The organism is Nocardioides sp. NPDC054178 (assembly GCF_055585005.1).
This window is the reverse complement of sequence record NZ_JBVJKY010000003.1, coordinates 309,923-324,589: the sequence shown is the minus strand read 5'-3', so window position 1 is coordinate 324,589 and position 14,667 is coordinate 309,923. Positions and strand designations below refer to the sequence as shown.

Sequence of the window (14,667 nt, the reverse complement as noted above, 5' to 3'; positions counted from 1 at the left end):
ACGACCCGGCGGGCCGGGCGAGCGCCCCGTTCAGAAGGCGTCGGGGTGCAGTCCCTCGGCGATCGTGCGCACGGCGGTGACGTTGCCGAGCGTGCCCGGGAACGTGTCCGGGGTGCGCAGGGCGATGAAGCGGTCCTCCTTGACGGCCGTGACGCCGGGGAAGGTCTCGCGCAGGTAGGCCTCGACCCGCTCGGCCTCGGACGGCTCCCGGACGGCGAACACGATGGCGTCGGGGTTGCGGGCGGCGACCTCCTCCGGCGAGACGACCGCGGAGAAGAACCGGGCGAAGAGCTCCTCGTCCGGGCTGAAGACGTTCTCGCCACCGGCTCGCTCGATCATGTCGTACTCCACCCCGGCGCCGATCGCGGAGAGCGTCGTGCCCTCGACGAAGAGCTGGGCGACCGTCGGCCGCGGGCGGTCCGCCACGGCCTTCTCGACGGCCTCGAGGTCACCGCGGGTCTCGGCGACCAGCTCGTCCGCGGCGGCCGTGACCCCCAAGATGCTCCCGAGCGCCTCCAGGTCGGTGAACAGGTCGGCGACCTCACCGGTGGAACGACGCTCGGGGCAGCCGCCCGCGGCGACGTAGGTCGTCACGCCGGCATCGGTGAGCTGGTCGATGGTGGCGAACCCCTGCTCCGCGGTGAACTCGTACTCGGTCGGGGCGACGACGGCGTCGGGCTGCACGTCGAGCAGCTGCTCACGGGCCGGCGGGGCGTCCGTGCTCAGCTCGGGCACGTCGTCCGCCTCGGCCGCCACGTCCTCGGGGAGGTCGTGCATGGCCGTCTGCGCCTGACCGACGAGCCGGTCGGCGACCCCGAGCCGCAGGAGCAGCTCGGTCTGGGCCGGGCTGAGTCCGACGATGCGCTCCGGGGCCGACTCGACCGTGACCTCGCGGCCGCAGTTCTCCACGGTCACCGGGTAGCCCTCGGCGGCCTCCCCCTTCGCCGCGGAGCCGTTCTGGAGGCCGGTGGCGCCGCATCCGGTCGCGGCCAGGAGGGTGAGCGCTGCCACCGGGACGGTGCGCAGCAGTGGGGTGGTGTTCATGTGTTCCTCTCTCGAACCCGCGCGGACGTCCCGCGCAGGAGCAGGTGTGGGGTGCCGGCCTCGGGGTCGGTGATCCGGCTCGCCTCCACACCGAAGACCTCACGCACCAGATCGGGGGTGAGGATGTCCGCCGGCTTCCCGAGCGCGACGACGTGCCCGCGGTCGAGCACGGCGACCCGGTCGCAGTAGGCCAGCGCGAGGTCGAGCTCGTGCAGCGCGACCACGGTGGTGATCCCGAGCTCGGCCACGGTGTGCATCAGCTCGAAGCGGTAGGAGACGTCGAGATGGTTGGTGGGCTCGTCGAGCAGCAGGAGCTCGGCCTCCTGCGCGATCGCCCGGGCGAGCAACGTACGCTGCCGCTCCCCGCCCGAGAGCCGGTGGACCGCACGGTCGGCGAGCGCGGAGACACCGGCGAGCTCCATGGCCCGGCCCACCACCAGCCAGTCCTGCGGGCTGTCACGGCCGAGCACCCCCCGGTGCGGCGTACGTCCCAGCAGCACGCTCTCGGCGACGGTGAGGCCGAACTCGTCGGGCGGCTCCTGGGCCATCACCGCGACCCGGCGAGCGATCTCGCGACGGCTCATCGTGGCGACGTCGGCGCCGTCGAGGCGCACCTGGCCCGAGACCGGCCGGAGGGCGCCGAAGCAGGCCCGCAGGATGGTCGACTTGCCGCTGCCGTTGGCCCCGAGCAGGCCGAGGACCTCTCCCGCCTCGACCACCACGGAGGCCCCGGTGACGACCTCCCGGTTGCCTCGGTTCAGGGTGAGGTCCAGCGTCTCGAGCCTCATCGCGCCATCCCCTGCTCGTCGGCGGCCCGGCCGCGCATCAGCCACAGGAAGAACGGCACCCCGATCAGCGCCGTGACGATGCCCAGCGGCACCTCCGCGGGCGCCGAGACCGTCCGCGCGAGCAGGTCGGCACCACACAGGAACAGGGCACCGCCGAGCACCGCCACCGGGACGATGCGCCGGTGGTCGGAGCCGACCAGGACCCGGGCGATGTGCGGGACCACCAGCCCGACGAAGCCGATCCCGCCGGCGACCGAGACCACGGTGCCGGTGAGCAGCGCGGCCGCGAGCAGCAGGACCGACCGCAGCCGGTTGACCCGCACGCCCAGCGCCGTGGCCGTCTCGTCGCCGACCTGGAGCGCGTTGACCGCGCGCCCGGTGGTGATCGAGACGCCGAGCGCGACCACGAGGGCCACCAGCGGGCCGGCCAGGTCGGTCATGGTGGCGGCGGAGACCGAGCCCAGCAGGAAGAACATCACGCTGAACACGTTCTGCGCCTCGGTGGTGAGGGTCAGGTAGCTGGTGATCGCACTGAAGAACGTGCCCAGCGCCACCCCGGTCAGCACCAGGCGCTGCGGGGCGATGCTGCCGTTCTTGTACGCCACCCTGAACACCGCCGCCGTGGCGACCGCGGCGCCCACGAACGCCGCGGTGCCGATCCAGGCGCCGACCGCCGCCGCGCCCAGGACCACCACGGCGACTGCGCCCACCCCGGCCCCCGAGGAGACACCGATGATCGCCGGCTCGGCCAGCGGGTTGCGTACGACTGCCTGGATGAAGACCCCGGCCAGGCTCAGCGCCGCCCCGGCCAGAGCGGCCAGCAGGGCGCGCGGCAGCCGGAACTGCCAGACCACCTGGTCCTGCAGCGGGGTGTAGGTGCCGTCGCTCATCCACGGCATCCCGGGCAGCAGGTGCCCGGTGACGAGCCTGGCGGCGTCGAGCGCGGTCAGGTCGACGGTGCCCGAGGACGCGGACAGCGCGATCACGACGACGAGGACGACCGTGAGGCCGACGGTGAGCAGCCGGGCGCGCCATCGGCGCCGGGCGACGGCGGCGGGCACGACCACCTGGTCGCCGGGTCGCCGCAGCGCCGGTGGCGAGACGTCGGCGGTGGTCGCGGAGAGATCGGTGGGGATCATCACACTCCTGGGGAGACGCATGCTGAGTCGAGGGCGAAGTCGAGGACGGAGGCGGCGAAGTCGTGCACGGCGTCGAGGTGGTTGCCGCCGTGGCCCATCCGGGGGCGGTGGCTGCGTACGACCTCTGCACCACGGGCCCGTAGGACGTCGGCGAGCCGGTCGGTGGAGGCGGGCGAGACCCGGGAGTCCTCCGCGAACGTGGTCAGCAGGAAACGAGGCCAGCGGGTGCCCGCAAATCGGCCGGCACGCTCGATCGGCGAGTAGTCGTCCATCGCGGCCCGCACCTGCGGGTCGCTCGGGTCGCCGAACTCCTCGGCCCAGTGCCGCGCGCCCGGGTGCTCACCGATCCGGTGCGGGTCGAGCGGTGCGGTCGTGCAGGCGACCCCGGCGACGAGTCCCGGTTCGGCGAGCGCCGCCGAGACGGCGACCAGTCCCCCGAGCGAGGCCCCGGCGAGCACCAGCCCTCCCGGCCGGGTCAGGCCGAGCCGGACCAGCTCGCGGGCGACGGCGACCGCGTCCGCGACCGTACGCGTCTTGCCCACGCCCTGCCCCGAGAGGTGCCAGGGCGTGCCCGCCCCGCCCCCGCCACGCAGCCGGGCGGTCACGTGCAGCCCGCCGAGCTCGCACCAGGCCGCGACCGAGGGCTCGAAGGCCGGGAGGTCGACGATCCCGAACCCGCCGTAGACCTCCAGGAGCGTCGGGCCGCCGGGCTCTCCGGTCAGGATCAGCTCGATCTCGGCGCCGTCGTCCGCGGTGACCGTGGTCAACCGCGACCGCCGGCCCTCGCCCGTGGAGCGTGTCGCGTGCCCGAGCGGCACCACCCGCGGAGGGTCGGCCGGCGACTCGATCCGCACCCAGGCGCGCTCCTGCGCCCAGGAGAGGCCGGAGACGGTGCGTACGTCCTGGTCCTGCGAGATCGCGAGGGTCTGCGTCGGTGCGAGGACGCCGGCCTCGGTCACGAGCCGGACCAGCCGCGAATGACCGTCGCCGACCACGTGCACCAGGCAGCCGCCGGGGACGGCCTGGGCGTGCACCGGGACCCCCGGCAGGGTGTTGAGCCGGCACCGAGCCGGAGCCGGTCCCGGGACCCGGAGACTCACCAGCTCCTCATGGGTCACCGCCAGGACGGTGTCCTCGGCCGGACTGATGCTGCGGATCGGCGGAAGCTCGAGGATCGTCCCGCCGTCGGCGCCGACCAGCCGGGTCCGGTGGGCCTCGGTCCGGGCGATGACCATCCGCCCGTCCACACCGATCGGCGTCGCACGCTCCGCGGCGGCGGTGGTGAACAGCGTCCGCGGCCGCTCGCCGGGCCGGACCCGCAGGCAGCGCCCCGCCGCGTCGACGAGGAACAGGTCCGCGCCGGCCCAGGCCATCCGCGCGTGCCGGACCGCCACTCCCTCGAGCTCGCTCGACGCCCCCGAGGAGGCGTCCACGACGACCACACGCCCGCTCTCGGAGCCGTCATCGCTGACCTCGAGGGCGACCCGGCGCCCGTCCGGCGACGGCGCGAAGCCCTGGATCCTGACGCCCGGGTCGAGGACGAGGCCACCGGCCTCGTCGACCAGGACCGGAAGCAGGTCCCCCGGGCGTCGGGACAGGCGGAATCGCCCCAGCGGCAGCCCCGGACGGCCCGACCGCTCGGCACGACGCAGCGCGTCGCGCACGCTCGAGCGCCTCATCGGCCCACCCCGTCGACCCACGTCTGCGCAGGCCGGATGACGCCCAGGTGCCCGCCCTCGTCGAAGGGGGATCCCAGGTCGATGCTCGACTCGATGCCCGAGCTGCGGACGAGATGGAGCTCGCCGTCTCCTCCGCGCGTGACCGCGGCCAGGTCGCCGGAGACCAGGGCCAGCGCGCGGCGCTGGGCGGACCCGCCTCCGACGGGGTCCCAGGGTGCGACCCCGGGGCGCGGGGCCGCGCTCATCGGCGGTAGCTCGACCTCGCTGAGCCTGCCGTCGATGAGCATGGCCAGCCGGTCACCGTCGGGATGGACGATGGTCCAGGCGAGCGTCCCACCGGCGGCGTCGGGCCGGAAGACCAGGCCGTCGCCGGTCCGGGTCACCTCGGCGGAGCCGTCCGGGTGCCAGCGCACCAGGTGGTTGGTCCAGGTGTGCCACCGCGCCGCGTCCGAGTCGGCCCCACGGACGGCGGCGACGATCCCCGCGGCCGGGTCGAAGCGGAGGAAGTACGCCCGTCCGGGCACCGGCCACGGCCAGGTCTCCAGGCGCTCCGGCCTGCCTCCGGTGACCCGGAGCCGTTCGATGCCCGCCTCGGTGGAGAGGTGGACGACCCCCGAGCGGTGGTCGGCGGCGTCGCCGTGCCCGAGGTCCCCCGCGAGCTTCAGACGCTCGCCGCGTACGACCGGGCAGTGGGGCCCGGCCCGGAGCAGGTCGTGCAGCGAGATGACCTCCGCCTCACCGGGCTCGCGGTGTCGCAGCACCACCATCGGCTCGCCTGTTCCGACATCCGGAACGATCACGACGCCGGGTTCGCCGACGCGGACCCGCACCCGCACCGCGGTGGTGCCGCTCGGGTCGGCCAGGTCCACGACCGTGACCAGGTCGCTCCACGGATCCCACGAGGCGCCCAGCCCCGTGGTGAGGACGATGTAGCGCCCGGTGGGATCGCAGGCGAGATGCTCGGCGGGGATGGCGACCGGCACTCTGCGCGCCTGACCTGCGTCGTCGAGCACGACGAGCGTGCCGAGCGCGTCGTCCGCGAACACCGCCCGCGCACCACCCGGGGCGCCCGCCGGGAGGGTGAGGAGGCCCGCGTGCTCGGCCAGCGTCGCCCTGCTCCACGGACCGGGCGCACCGCCGGGTTCGGAGGTCCGCCAACGACCGGCGCGATGGTCTGCCAGGACCAGTGTGGGGTTCATGGTCGGACACCCTACTGGTATTGGGAATGATTCTCATATACGTTTTGCTGCTGTCCGCACCAGCGGGCCCCGGCGACGCCGGGCCGAACGATCCGACAGAGGAGACAACCGATGAACAACGACATCGTGAGCGAGATCGAGGACACCGAGCAGCTGGCTCACCTGTCCGCCACCCACTCCAACGCGCTGGTCGAGAACCCCTTCGACTGATCGCCGACGGGTGAGCACTCAGTGCCGTTCGGGCGACCTGGCCACCGTCTGATCGCGGGGGTGCCGGGCTGACGAGCCCGGCACCCCCGGCCCTGTCCGAACCATCACCACCGAGCAGCCCACCGAGCAGCCCACCGAGCAGCCCACCGAGCAGCCCATCGAGCAGCCCATCGAGCAGCCCATCGAGCAGCCCATCGAGCAGCCCATCGAGCAGCCAGGAGACCCCGATGTACCCCAGACACGACTGGCGCCCACTCCCCGCCGCCCGCGGGGAGGTCCGCCTCTCCCCCGACATGCCGGCGCTGCGTACCGGATCGGGCTACTTCCTCAGGCTGCACGACCTGCCCGGCCCCGGCCGGTTGTCGACCTACCGCTACCTGCTTCGCGTACGCCGGGCCGCACGGGAGCGGGACCGGAGAGCCCGGTCCTCACGGTGGCCCGAGGGCCGGCGCAGCGTCCTCGTCCTCGGCCGCGGCCGGATCGGCCGCGCGCTCGCCGCCGAGCTCACCCGCTCGGGCGCCGAGGTCGTCCGCGACGACGGGGCCCGCCGACCTCCGCGCGCCGATGCCGTCGTGGACGTGCGCGAGGTCCCACAGCGGCCCGAGCTCGACCAGCGTCTCGAGCACCTCACCGCCACCGGAACGGCCCTGCTGTACGGCCGGCGCGAGGGCAGCCGGATGCTGATCTTCCCGCTCGTCGTCGACGGCAGCGAGGCGACCCCCGACCAGGTGAGCCGCCGTCGGCTGGCCGCCTCGCCGGCCGCGCCCGAGCTCTCCTCGTGGCTCTCGAGCAGCCGCCGCGACCCGCGCCCGCTGCAGCGGGCGACGCTGACCCTCACGGTCGCTCGCTGCCTGGCCATCCTGGAGGACTGGGCGGCCGGCGATCCCGCGGTCGCCGAGCACCGGCGCCTGCTGCGCGTCGTCGGCGACGGGCCGCGCGAACGCGCCCACACGGTCCTCGGCTTCGACGAACCGGCGCCGCGCCCGCAGGAGTCCGCGCGGTGACCGATCCGGGCGCCGATCCCTTCCCGGTCACCACCCGCGACGGCGTCGTCCTCGGCGGCTGGCTCGTCCGCTCGGCCGGCACCGCACGTGCCGTCGTGCTCGTGCGGACCCCCTACGACGCCCGCGCGCACCTCCCGCTGGCCAGGTCCCTGGCGCGTCGCGGTTTCGACTGCCTGGTCCAGGACGTACGCGGCCGCCACTCCTCCGCCGGGACCTGGCGGCCCTACACCACCGAGGCCGTCGACGGGACCGACACCGTCGACGCCCTGCACCTGCGCTGCCCCGGGACACCGGTGGTGACCTACGGCGCCTCCTACGCCGCCCACACCGCCCTCGAGACCGCTCGGAACGACGCCCGGGTGACCCGCGTCGTCGCCGTGGTGCCGGCTCTCGGTCCGTACGAGACGGCCTACTCGGCCGACGGCGTCCCGCAGCATCTGGACCGGCTCGGCTGGTGGGCGGTCCACGGGTTCGCCCGCGAGGACGAGGCCACCCTGGACCCCGCTGTCCTGCGAGCCGCGGCGGCCGTCGCCGACCGCGAGGGGCCGGTCGCGGCCGCCGCACGTCTCGGCTGGGACCCGGCGCGCCTCGACATCTTCCGCGAGCTGTGGACAGCGCCCGCGATCGAGCCGTCCGACCACTTCGGCGACGTCACCGCGCCGCTGCTCGTCGTCACCGGCGATGCCGACCCGTTCGACGCGTACGCCCGCGGGCTGGCCGACGGCTGGGGCGCCCGCAGCGGAGCGGGCTGTGCGCTGGTCAGCGGTCCGTGGGGCCACGACCTCGGCATCGGCACCACGGACCCCGCGCTGCGGGCGGCGTACGACGCGGCCGGCTCCCCCGGCCGCATCATCCTGCGCTGGCTCACGCACGCCGAGCCCGCTCCCGGGCGCGAGCTCCGGCTCGATGTCGCCGCCCGGACCTGGTCCGAGCGGCCGCGTGCCACGACAGCGCCGGCAACCGAGAGAGGAACCGCATGACCGGGTCGCCCACAGCCATGCCACCCCTGGACGTCGAGCGCCTCGTGGACGAGGAGACCGGAGTGATCCGGCGGGTGCGTGAGGTGCTGCGCCCCGAACGGGCGCCGTTGCGCTACACCTCGCTGACCGCCGAGGTCTCCGATGCCCGCCGCCTCGGCGACTGGCCGGCCGACCGGGTCTCGCTGGGCACCACCTTCGGCGACGTCGCCGGCGCCCGGATCGCCGCGATCGCGGAGGGGGTGGAGCGCTACTGCGGCAACTTCGTCCCCGACCGGCTCGACCCCGCCGACTACCGGACCGGGACCGCCGCGGAGCTGCGGGACCAGGGCCTGCGCGTGGTCGACCTCGACGACCTTCCCCGCTGGAGCGCGGCACAGCTCGCCCGGCCCGGCTTCCCCTATCGAGCCCTCGACGACCAGGTGCCGACGCTGTGGAGCCGCTGCCAGGAACACCCGGCCGCGGGTCGGGCCGATCCGGCGACCGAGATCTGGATGCCGCACGCCCTCATCGGTCTCAACTGGCGCCAGCGGCGGTTCGCTCACCTGGACCGCGTCTTCCACCTCAACTACGCCGGCATCGCCACCGGCCAGGGCGCCGCCGACGCCCACGACCGGGGTCTGCTCGAGGTCGTGGAGAGGGACGCCCTCGAGGTCTGGTGGCACCACGGCGGACCGGCGCAGGGGATCGAGACCGGCTCGGTCCCGGGACTGAGCGCCGATCTGGAGGGAGCACCGCTCGACGTGCACGTCGTCCAGATGCCCACCGAGCTGGCGCCGGCGATGGCCGCCCTCGTGCGCGACCGGGAGACGGGCGTCTACGCCGCGGGTTTCTCGGCGTCCACCGATCCGGTGCGCGCGGTCCGCAAGGCCGTTCTCGAGGCGGTCCACACCTGGATCTACACCCTCGGCTGCCGCGACGCCGACGGCTGGGTCTTCCAAGCCGTACGCGCCGGGCTGATGGCGCCCGGCCTCTACCTCGACCACCGCGAGGACCGCCGCTACCTGGACGCGGCGGGGACGGACTTCGCGAACGTCCGCGATCTCGGCGCCCATGTCCAGGTCTGGCTCGACCCGCGGGTGCACCGGCTCGCCGAGCGGTTCACCGCACCCGCCCTCGGCACCGCGCCCGTCTCCGAGGTGGCTGTCACCGACGTCGCCGAGGTCCGCCGCCGGCTGGACGAGGGTGGGCATCGGGTCATCACCCGCGACCTCACGACGCGAGACGTGGCGCAGACATCGCTGCGGGTCGTACGCACCTTCGTCACCGGCCTGGTGCCGAACGCCCCGGCCGCGTTCCGCTACCTCGGGATGCCGCGCTTCACCGAGGCCGCGCGCGGCCGGGGCTGGACCCCCGCCGACCCCGACGAGCCGCTGGCCCTGTGCCCGCCGCCCCACATGTGACCAGGAGACTCGAGATGACCGCGAGCACGGCGCTGCTGGAGACCGCCTTCTCCCCCGACCTCCCGGGCGATCCGCTGCCGCCCGGACCCCGCGAGAACCGCTGGCCCGGCGAGCTCGTCGAGGTCAGCGGCACGGTAGCGACCGCCGTCCACCGGCTGTGGCGCGCACACGGTCACCATCTCCGCCCCGACGGGAGCCCGACGAGGATCCCGCGCCGGGCGGTCCCCTCCGCGGGAGGCTCCTACCCCGTGCAGTGGCACCTGGTGGTCCCACCCGGGGACCGCGGACCGCTCGGCCCCGGCCGCTACGTCTACCAGCCGTCGACCGAGATGCTCGTACGTCGCTCCGAGCCACGACCGGACCTGCGCGCGGCGGACCAGGCCGAGATCGTGCTCACGGTCCAGCCGGGACGCACCTTCGGCCGCTACCGCCACCGGGCGTGGCCGCTGTGGGTCGCTGATGCGGCGTACGCCCTGGAGGCACTGCTCCTCCTGGTCCCGGGCGCCCACCTGGCCGAGGACTGGTTCGAACTCGCCGCCGCCCGCCGCGCCCTCGGCCTGCCGCCGGCGGCGCAGACCGCTTGGTGGCTGGAGCGCGGCCTCGTGCCCGAGATCGCTCTGGCCCGGATCGGGCTGCCCCGCGACCCGCACCTCGACGAGGTCGCCTCCGCCGCGATCTGCTCGCGGCGCAGCCCCGGGCTGGAACGCTTCCTCGAGCGTCGCGGCCAAGTCCCCGCCATCGGGCCCGGCGCCGAGACCGCGCGGCAGAGCGGCCAGGCCTGGGTGCTCGGCGCCGACCGTGTCCTCGGCTGGCCGCGCCCGCCGCGGCTCGACGCCACCGGCTGTGCCCGGCTGTGGCAGGTCCATCGCGAGGCCGCCCGGCACACCTACTCCCTGACCGCCCGCGGCCATGGCGTCCGCGCCGTCTCCGGGTTCTGCGCACCGGCGACGGGGACCCGACCGCTGGTCCATGCCATCGCCGTCCTCGAGGACGGAGCGGTCGGATGATGGTCGACACGCTGCTTCTGCGCACCGCGCTGCGACACCCCGCCCCTGCCGCGGCGACCGTCGGGCTGCAGGTCCTCGTCACCGCGACCCATCTCCCGCAGGCCTACGCCCTGGCCCAAGGCCTCTTCGCGGTCGTCGATCACGACGACGACCGCGCGGTGACGGCAGCACTGTGGATCGCCGGGATCGTGGCGGCGCGCTGGCTTCTCTCCTGGCTGCAGGCGAGCGCTGCGGGACGACTGGGTGAGGACGTACGCCTGGGGGTGCGGGACGAGGCGCTGCGAGGCGTCCTGGTCCCCGAGGCGCTGCACGACCCCGCCCGGCGAGACGGCGGCCTCCGCACGGCCCTGGTCGACGGGGTCGACGGGGTCGACGCGTACGTCACCCGCTATCTGCCGGCGCTCGCCCAGGCGCTCGTGCTGATCCCGTCGGTGACGGTCCTGCTGGCGCTCCTCCACCCGCTCACCGGCCTCATCGCGGGGCTGGCTGCGGCTGGCGCCCTGGCCGCTCCGCTGCTGTGGAAGCGCCTCATGCGACGGCGCTCGGACGACCACTGGGACACCTACGAGGGCCTCGGCTCCGACCTGCTCGAGGCCTTGCGCGGGATGGCCACGCTGCGTCTGCTCGGGCAGGTGGACAGGACCCGTGCCCGGATGGTCCGGCGGAGCGAGGACCTGCACCGCGCGACGGTGAGGGTGATGCGTACCTCCCTGCTCGACACCGCGCTCATCGACCTCGCCGTCCAGGGTGGCACGGTCGCGGCCGCCGGGCTCGCGCTGGTCGCGAGCGTCGGCGGAACCGGGGTGCCGCCGGCCGAGCTCTACCTGGCGCTCATGCTCGTGAGCGAGGTCTTCCGGCCCATCCGAGACCTCTCCGGCGCCTGGCACGCGGGCTACCTCGGGACCTCCGCCGTCCCGGCGCTCCGCAGGCTCGGGGTCGGCACGCATCACGACGCCCCGAGCGGCCCGGCCGAGGCGGACCGGACGGTGTCGCCCTCGGCGGCACTCGTCCTCGACGACGTCTCGTTCGCCTACCCCGACGGCCCGGCCATCCTCGACGACGTCCGGGTGCGCTTCGAGCCCGGCGCCGTCACTGCCGTCGTCGGCCCGAGCGGCGCCGGGAAGACCACCCTCCTCGACCTGGTCCTCACCCACCTCTCCCCCACCGGCGGCCGGGTCCTTCTCGACGGGCGCCCGGTGCGTACCTCCGATGTGGCCGTGGTCTCCCAGCGCCCGGTCCTCTTCGAGGGAACCGTCCGGGAGAACCTCCGCGTGGCCCGCCCGGACGCGAGCGAGGAAGACCTGTGGCAGGCGTGCGCGGCGGCCGGCATCGAGCAGGAGGTACGCAGCCTCCCCACCGGTCTCGACACCCCGATCGCCAGCGCCGGAGCGAGCCTGTCCGGTGGTCAGCGCCAGCGGATCGCGCTGGCCCGGGCGGTCCTCTCGGACCGGCCGGTCCTGCTCGCCGACGAGCCGACCAGCGCCCTCGACCCGGCCTCGGCGCGCACCGTCACTGCCACGCTCGCCCGGCTCTCGGCCGACCGCATCGTCATCGTCGTCGCCCATCGCGAGGAGTCGCTCGACGAGGTGGAGCGCATCCTCGAGCTCAGCGACGGCCGACTGGCTCCGCTGCTCGACAGGAGCCGGGTATGACCGCACCAGCCCGCCCTCTCACCGCACTGCTCCGCCATCTCGGTGGCGAGCGCCGCGCCATCCTCGCCACCATCGCGCTGGTCGTCGTCAGCCAGGTGTGCCTGGGCGCGATCTCGGTGCTGCTCGCCGCCGCCGTCGGCCAGGCCGTCGTGCTGCGCGACGCCCCGCCGGGCTGGTTCTGGACCCTGCTGGCCGGCCTGGTGATCCTCCGGGCACTGCTGACCTGGGGTGAGATGGATGCCTCCCACGCTCTCGCGTTCCGGGTGCTCGCCCGGCTCCGGATGGCGCTCTTCGACCGCTACGCGGTCGCGTTGCCGACCAGGCGGCGCGAGAACGTCGGCCGCGCCGCCTCGACCGCGATGACCGACACCGAGCGCCTGGAGTTCTTCTACGCCCACACCGTCGCCCAGCTCGTCGCCGCGGCCCTCAACGCGCTCCTCGGCCTGGTCCTCCTCGTCCTCGTGGAGCCGGCGCTCGCACCGGTCACCCTCACGGCGCTCGCGCTCGTGCTCTCGACGGTTCCGCTCGGCCGGCGCCGCCTGGAGGCTCTCGGGCAGGAGGTCGTCGAGGCGACCGGCGCGCTCTCCGACCGTGTCGTCGACGTGCTCGGCGGCCTTCGCGAGGTGCTGGGCTACGGCATCCACGAACCCGTCCGCGGTCAGATCGGGGAGACCGGCGCCGTGGCCGCCCGCGCCGCGGGCCGGCTCGAGACCACCCATCGCGTGCTCGCCGGAGCGCGGGAGGCCGCGGTGACCCTCGCCGGCGTGGGCGTGCTGGTCGGCGTGCTCGGCCGTGACGTCGCCGCCGAGCACGTCGCCGCCCTGGTCGTCCTCGCGCTCGCGACGGTCGCCCCGGTCGCCGACGCCGCCGCGACCTGCGCACGCCTGCCCGCGCTGCGCGCGGCCGCCGCCCGGGTCGGTGCGGAGCTCGCCCGCCCGTCCGTGCTCACCCGTGAGACGCCGCGGGCGCCCCTGCCCGAGGGCCCGCTCGGTCTGCGGATGAGCGAGGTCGGCTTCGGGTACGACGAGCGGCGGGTCCTGGACGGGTTCGGCCTCACCATCGCCCCCGGGGAGCACGTCGGTCTCCGCGGGCCCTCAGGAGCGGGCAAGTCCACGGTCGTCGCGCTCGCCAGCCGGCTCTGGGACCCCGACACCGGGACCGTCGACCTCACCGACGCGGCCGGCGGCAGCGTACCGATCTCGGCCGTCGAGGACGCCGCCCTCCGGGCGGTGCTGTCCACGGTCGAGCAGGACGGCGCGCTCTTCTCCGGCACCGTACGCGAGGCGGTCGCCGGTCCCTCGACGACCGATGCCGAGATCGCGGACCTGCTCGTCCGGCTCGGCCTGGCACCCACGGTCACTGTGGAGAGCCACCTCGGCGAGGACGGCCTGCGCCTCAGTGGTGGTCAGCGAGCACGGCTGCGGTTGGCGCGCGCGGTCCTGAGGCATCCCCGGATCCTGATGCTGGACGAGCCCACCGCCGACCTCGACGAGGCCTCCGCCCGGCAGGTGAGCGACCTGCTCGCCACCATCCCGGCCACGATGCTGGTCGTCTCCCACCGTCCCCAGACGCTGGCCGCGATGGACCGGGTGGTCGACATCGCCCCGAGCAAGGCCTCCGAGGTCTCCCCGAAGGCCCGCAAACCGCGTAACCACGCGGGACACGCGGCGCGTGAACGTTGAAGATCTCCAGGTCTGGCCTACGCTGGCGACGAGCCGCATCTCGTCAACCTTTGCGGCTCGGATCAACGATTAAAGGAGATCGCATGAACCGCACCGACCTGGTGAGCGAAATCGCCAAGCAGGCGGAGATCACCCAGACGCAGGCCTCCGCCGCCCTGGGTGCCGCTATCGAGGCGATCAGCGCGGCCGTTGCCAACGGCGACAAGGTCACGCTGCCCGGCTTCGGTACGTTCGAGTCGCGCGAGCGCTCGGCTCGCACCGGCCGCAACCCGCAGACCGGCGCCGAGATCAAGATCCCGGCCTCGAAGGGCCCGGCTTTCAAGGCCGGCTCCGCTTTCAAGGAGCGGGTCGCCAAGGGCTGAGTCCCCTGGATACCTGAGAAGGGCCGGATCGATCTTCGATCCGGCCCTTCTCGCGTCTTCTGCTCTTGAGTCCTCGCGCTACACTATTGATGATAACCGTTGTCATTAGTATTAGAGGTCGAGCATGGCAAGCAGGTCATCGGACGTACGCCCCAAGATCAAGCTCCGTTCCACCGCAGGCACGGGCTACACCTACATCAGCATGAAGAACCGCCGAAGCACTCCTGACCGGATCGTGCTGCGCAAGTACGACCCGGTGGTGCGACGCCACGTCGCGTTCCGCGAGGAACGCTGAGACTCGCAGCACGCCGTGCCGCCCTCTGGCGATCATGGCTCCCGATACACGACGGCGCCGAGCCCCGACCAGGGACTCGGCGCCGTCGGCGCGTCCGATCAGCCCTGCCGGGCCTTCAGGCGCGGGTTCAGCTTGTTGATCACGTAGACCCGGCCGCGGCGGCGTACGACCTGGGAACCGGGCTGGTTCTTCAGCGAGCGGATGGAGTTGACGACCTTCATGGGAA

The 14,667-nt window shown here is 74.1% G+C and carries 15 protein-coding genes; 9 read left to right on the top strand and 6 right to left on the bottom strand.

All coding sequences use genetic code 11. The annotated features are described in order from the left end of the window. Positions 1–30: 30 nt before the first annotated feature. The 5 genes from ACZ6WN_RS14160 to ACZ6WN_RS14140 are packed head-to-tail and all read right to left on the bottom strand — an operon-like array spanning position 31 to position 5,849. Positions 31–1,044, bottom strand: a complete 1,014-nt coding sequence (locus ACZ6WN_RS14160) for an ABC transporter substrate-binding protein (protein WP_465865329.1) — start codon at positions 1,042–1,044, stop codon at positions 31–33. Next, positions 1,041–1,832, bottom strand: a complete 792-nt coding sequence (locus ACZ6WN_RS14155) for an ABC transporter ATP-binding protein (RefSeq protein WP_465865328.1) — start codon at positions 1,830–1,832, stop codon at positions 1,041–1,043. The genes ACZ6WN_RS14160 and ACZ6WN_RS14155 overlap by 4 nt, the downstream gene beginning before the upstream one ends. Further along, a complete protein-coding gene (locus tag ACZ6WN_RS14150; protein ID WP_465865326.1) occupies positions 1,829–2,971 on the bottom strand; it encodes a FecCD family ABC transporter permease in 1,143 nt (380 codons plus the stop codon). Before ACZ6WN_RS14150 ends, ACZ6WN_RS14155 begins: the two co-directional genes overlap by 4 nt. Then, on the bottom strand, positions 2,971–4,650 hold the full coding sequence (locus tag ACZ6WN_RS14145; protein WP_465865324.1) for a prolyl oligopeptidase family serine peptidase: 1,680 nt from the start codon (positions 4,648–4,650) through the stop codon (positions 2,971–2,973). Before ACZ6WN_RS14145 ends, ACZ6WN_RS14150 begins: the two co-directional genes overlap by 1 nt. After that, positions 4,647–5,849: a hypothetical protein gene (locus ACZ6WN_RS14140; RefSeq protein ID WP_465865322.1), complete on the bottom strand. Its 1,203-nt coding sequence runs from the start codon at positions 5,847–5,849 to the stop codon at positions 4,647–4,649. The genes ACZ6WN_RS14145 and ACZ6WN_RS14140 overlap by 4 nt, the downstream gene beginning before the upstream one ends. Before the next feature lie 111 nt (positions 5,850–5,960). On the opposite strand from ACZ6WN_RS14140, the gene amiA reads away from it, so the two are divergent. From amiA to rpmG, 9 genes are all read left to right on the top strand, one after another. After that, the gene (gene amiA, locus ACZ6WN_RS14135) at positions 5,961–6,059 is read left to right on the top strand and encodes a streptamidine family RiPP (protein WP_241248494.1); all 99 of its coding nucleotides are present in this window, start codon (positions 5,961–5,963) and stop codon (positions 6,057–6,059) included. Positions 6,060–6,286: 227 nt separating this feature from the next. After that, positions 6,287–7,063, top strand: a complete 777-nt coding sequence (locus tag ACZ6WN_RS14130) for a hypothetical protein (RefSeq protein ID WP_465865320.1) — start codon at positions 6,287–6,289, stop codon at positions 7,061–7,063. Then, complete coding sequence (locus ACZ6WN_RS14125) at positions 7,060–8,043, top strand: CocE/NonD family hydrolase (protein ID WP_465865318.1); 984 nt, start codon at positions 7,060–7,062, stop codon at positions 8,041–8,043. Before ACZ6WN_RS14130 ends, ACZ6WN_RS14125 begins: the two co-directional genes overlap by 4 nt. Further along, positions 8,040–9,443: a YcaO-like family protein gene (locus tag ACZ6WN_RS14120; protein ID WP_465865316.1), complete on the top strand. Its 1,404-nt coding sequence runs from the start codon at positions 8,040–8,042 to the stop codon at positions 9,441–9,443. The genes ACZ6WN_RS14125 and ACZ6WN_RS14120 overlap by 4 nt, the downstream gene beginning before the upstream one ends. Before the next feature lie 14 nt (positions 9,444–9,457). After that, positions 9,458–10,450, top strand: a complete 993-nt coding sequence (locus tag ACZ6WN_RS14115; RefSeq protein WP_465865314.1) for a nitroreductase family protein — start codon at positions 9,458–9,460, stop codon at positions 10,448–10,450. Beyond that, complete coding sequence (locus ACZ6WN_RS14110) at positions 10,447–12,102, top strand: ABC transporter ATP-binding protein/permease (RefSeq protein ID WP_465865312.1); 1,656 nt, start codon at positions 10,447–10,449, stop codon at positions 12,100–12,102. Before ACZ6WN_RS14115 ends, ACZ6WN_RS14110 begins: the two co-directional genes overlap by 4 nt. Next, positions 12,099–13,784, top strand: coding sequence for an ATP-binding cassette domain-containing protein (locus ACZ6WN_RS14105; RefSeq protein ID WP_465865310.1), 1,686 nt, complete (start codon positions 12,099–12,101; stop codon positions 13,782–13,784). Before ACZ6WN_RS14110 ends, ACZ6WN_RS14105 begins: the two co-directional genes overlap by 4 nt. Beyond that, positions 13,781–14,146 (top strand): HU family DNA-binding protein, encoded by a 366-nt coding sequence (locus tag ACZ6WN_RS14100; RefSeq protein WP_465865308.1) that lies wholly within the window; start codon positions 13,781–13,783, stop codon positions 14,144–14,146. Before ACZ6WN_RS14105 ends, ACZ6WN_RS14100 begins: the two co-directional genes overlap by 4 nt. 124 nt (positions 14,147–14,270) lie before the next feature. Next, entirely contained in the window at positions 14,271–14,441 is a 171-nt protein-coding gene (gene rpmG, locus ACZ6WN_RS14095; RefSeq protein WP_465865306.1) for a 50S ribosomal protein L33, read from the top strand. A gap of 98 nt (positions 14,442–14,539) precedes the next feature. On the opposite strand, the gene ykgO is transcribed toward rpmG, so the two are convergent. Further along, positions 14,540–14,662: a type B 50S ribosomal protein L36 gene (ykgO, locus tag ACZ6WN_RS14090; protein ID WP_045547214.1), complete on the bottom strand. Its 123-nt coding sequence runs from the start codon at positions 14,660–14,662 to the stop codon at positions 14,540–14,542. Between the last annotated feature and the right edge of the window lie 5 nt (positions 14,663–14,667).

Coding starts and splice junctions, on each gene's coding strand:
- ACZ6WN_RS14160 (WP_465865329.1), bottom strand. CDS start 1,044: ATGAACACCACCCCACTGCTGCGCACCGTCCCGGTGGCAGCGCTCACC.
- ACZ6WN_RS14155 (WP_465865328.1), bottom strand. CDS start 1,832: ATGAGGCTCGAGACGCTGGACCTCACCCTGAACCGAGGCAACCGGGAG.
- ACZ6WN_RS14150 (WP_465865326.1), bottom strand. CDS start 2,971: ATGATCCCCACCGATCTCTCCGCGACCACCGCCGACGTCTCGCCACCG.
- ACZ6WN_RS14145 (WP_465865324.1), bottom strand. CDS start 4,650: ATGAGGCGCTCGAGCGTGCGCGACGCGCTGCGTCGTGCCGAGCGGTCG.
- ACZ6WN_RS14140 (WP_465865322.1), bottom strand. CDS start 5,849: ATGAACCCCACACTGGTCCTGGCAGACCATCGCGCCGGTCGTTGGCGG.
- amiA (WP_241248494.1), top strand. CDS start 5,961: ATGAACAACGACATCGTGAGCGAGATCGAGGACACCGAGCAGCTGGCT.
- ACZ6WN_RS14130 (WP_465865320.1), top strand. CDS start 6,287: ATGTACCCCAGACACGACTGGCGCCCACTCCCCGCCGCCCGCGGGGAG.
- ACZ6WN_RS14120 (WP_465865316.1), top strand. CDS start 8,040: ATGACCGGGTCGCCCACAGCCATGCCACCCCTGGACGTCGAGCGCCTC.
- ACZ6WN_RS14115 (WP_465865314.1), top strand. CDS start 9,458: ATGACCGCGAGCACGGCGCTGCTGGAGACCGCCTTCTCCCCCGACCTC.
- ACZ6WN_RS14110 (WP_465865312.1), top strand. CDS start 10,447: ATGATGGTCGACACGCTGCTTCTGCGCACCGCGCTGCGACACCCCGCC.
- ACZ6WN_RS14105 (WP_465865310.1), top strand. CDS start 12,099: ATGACCGCACCAGCCCGCCCTCTCACCGCACTGCTCCGCCATCTCGGT.
- rpmG (WP_465865306.1), top strand. CDS start 14,271: ATGGCAAGCAGGTCATCGGACGTACGCCCCAAGATCAAGCTCCGTTCC.
- ykgO (WP_045547214.1), bottom strand. CDS start 14,662: ATGAAGGTCGTCAACTCCATCCGCTCGCTGAAGAACCAGCCCGGTTCC.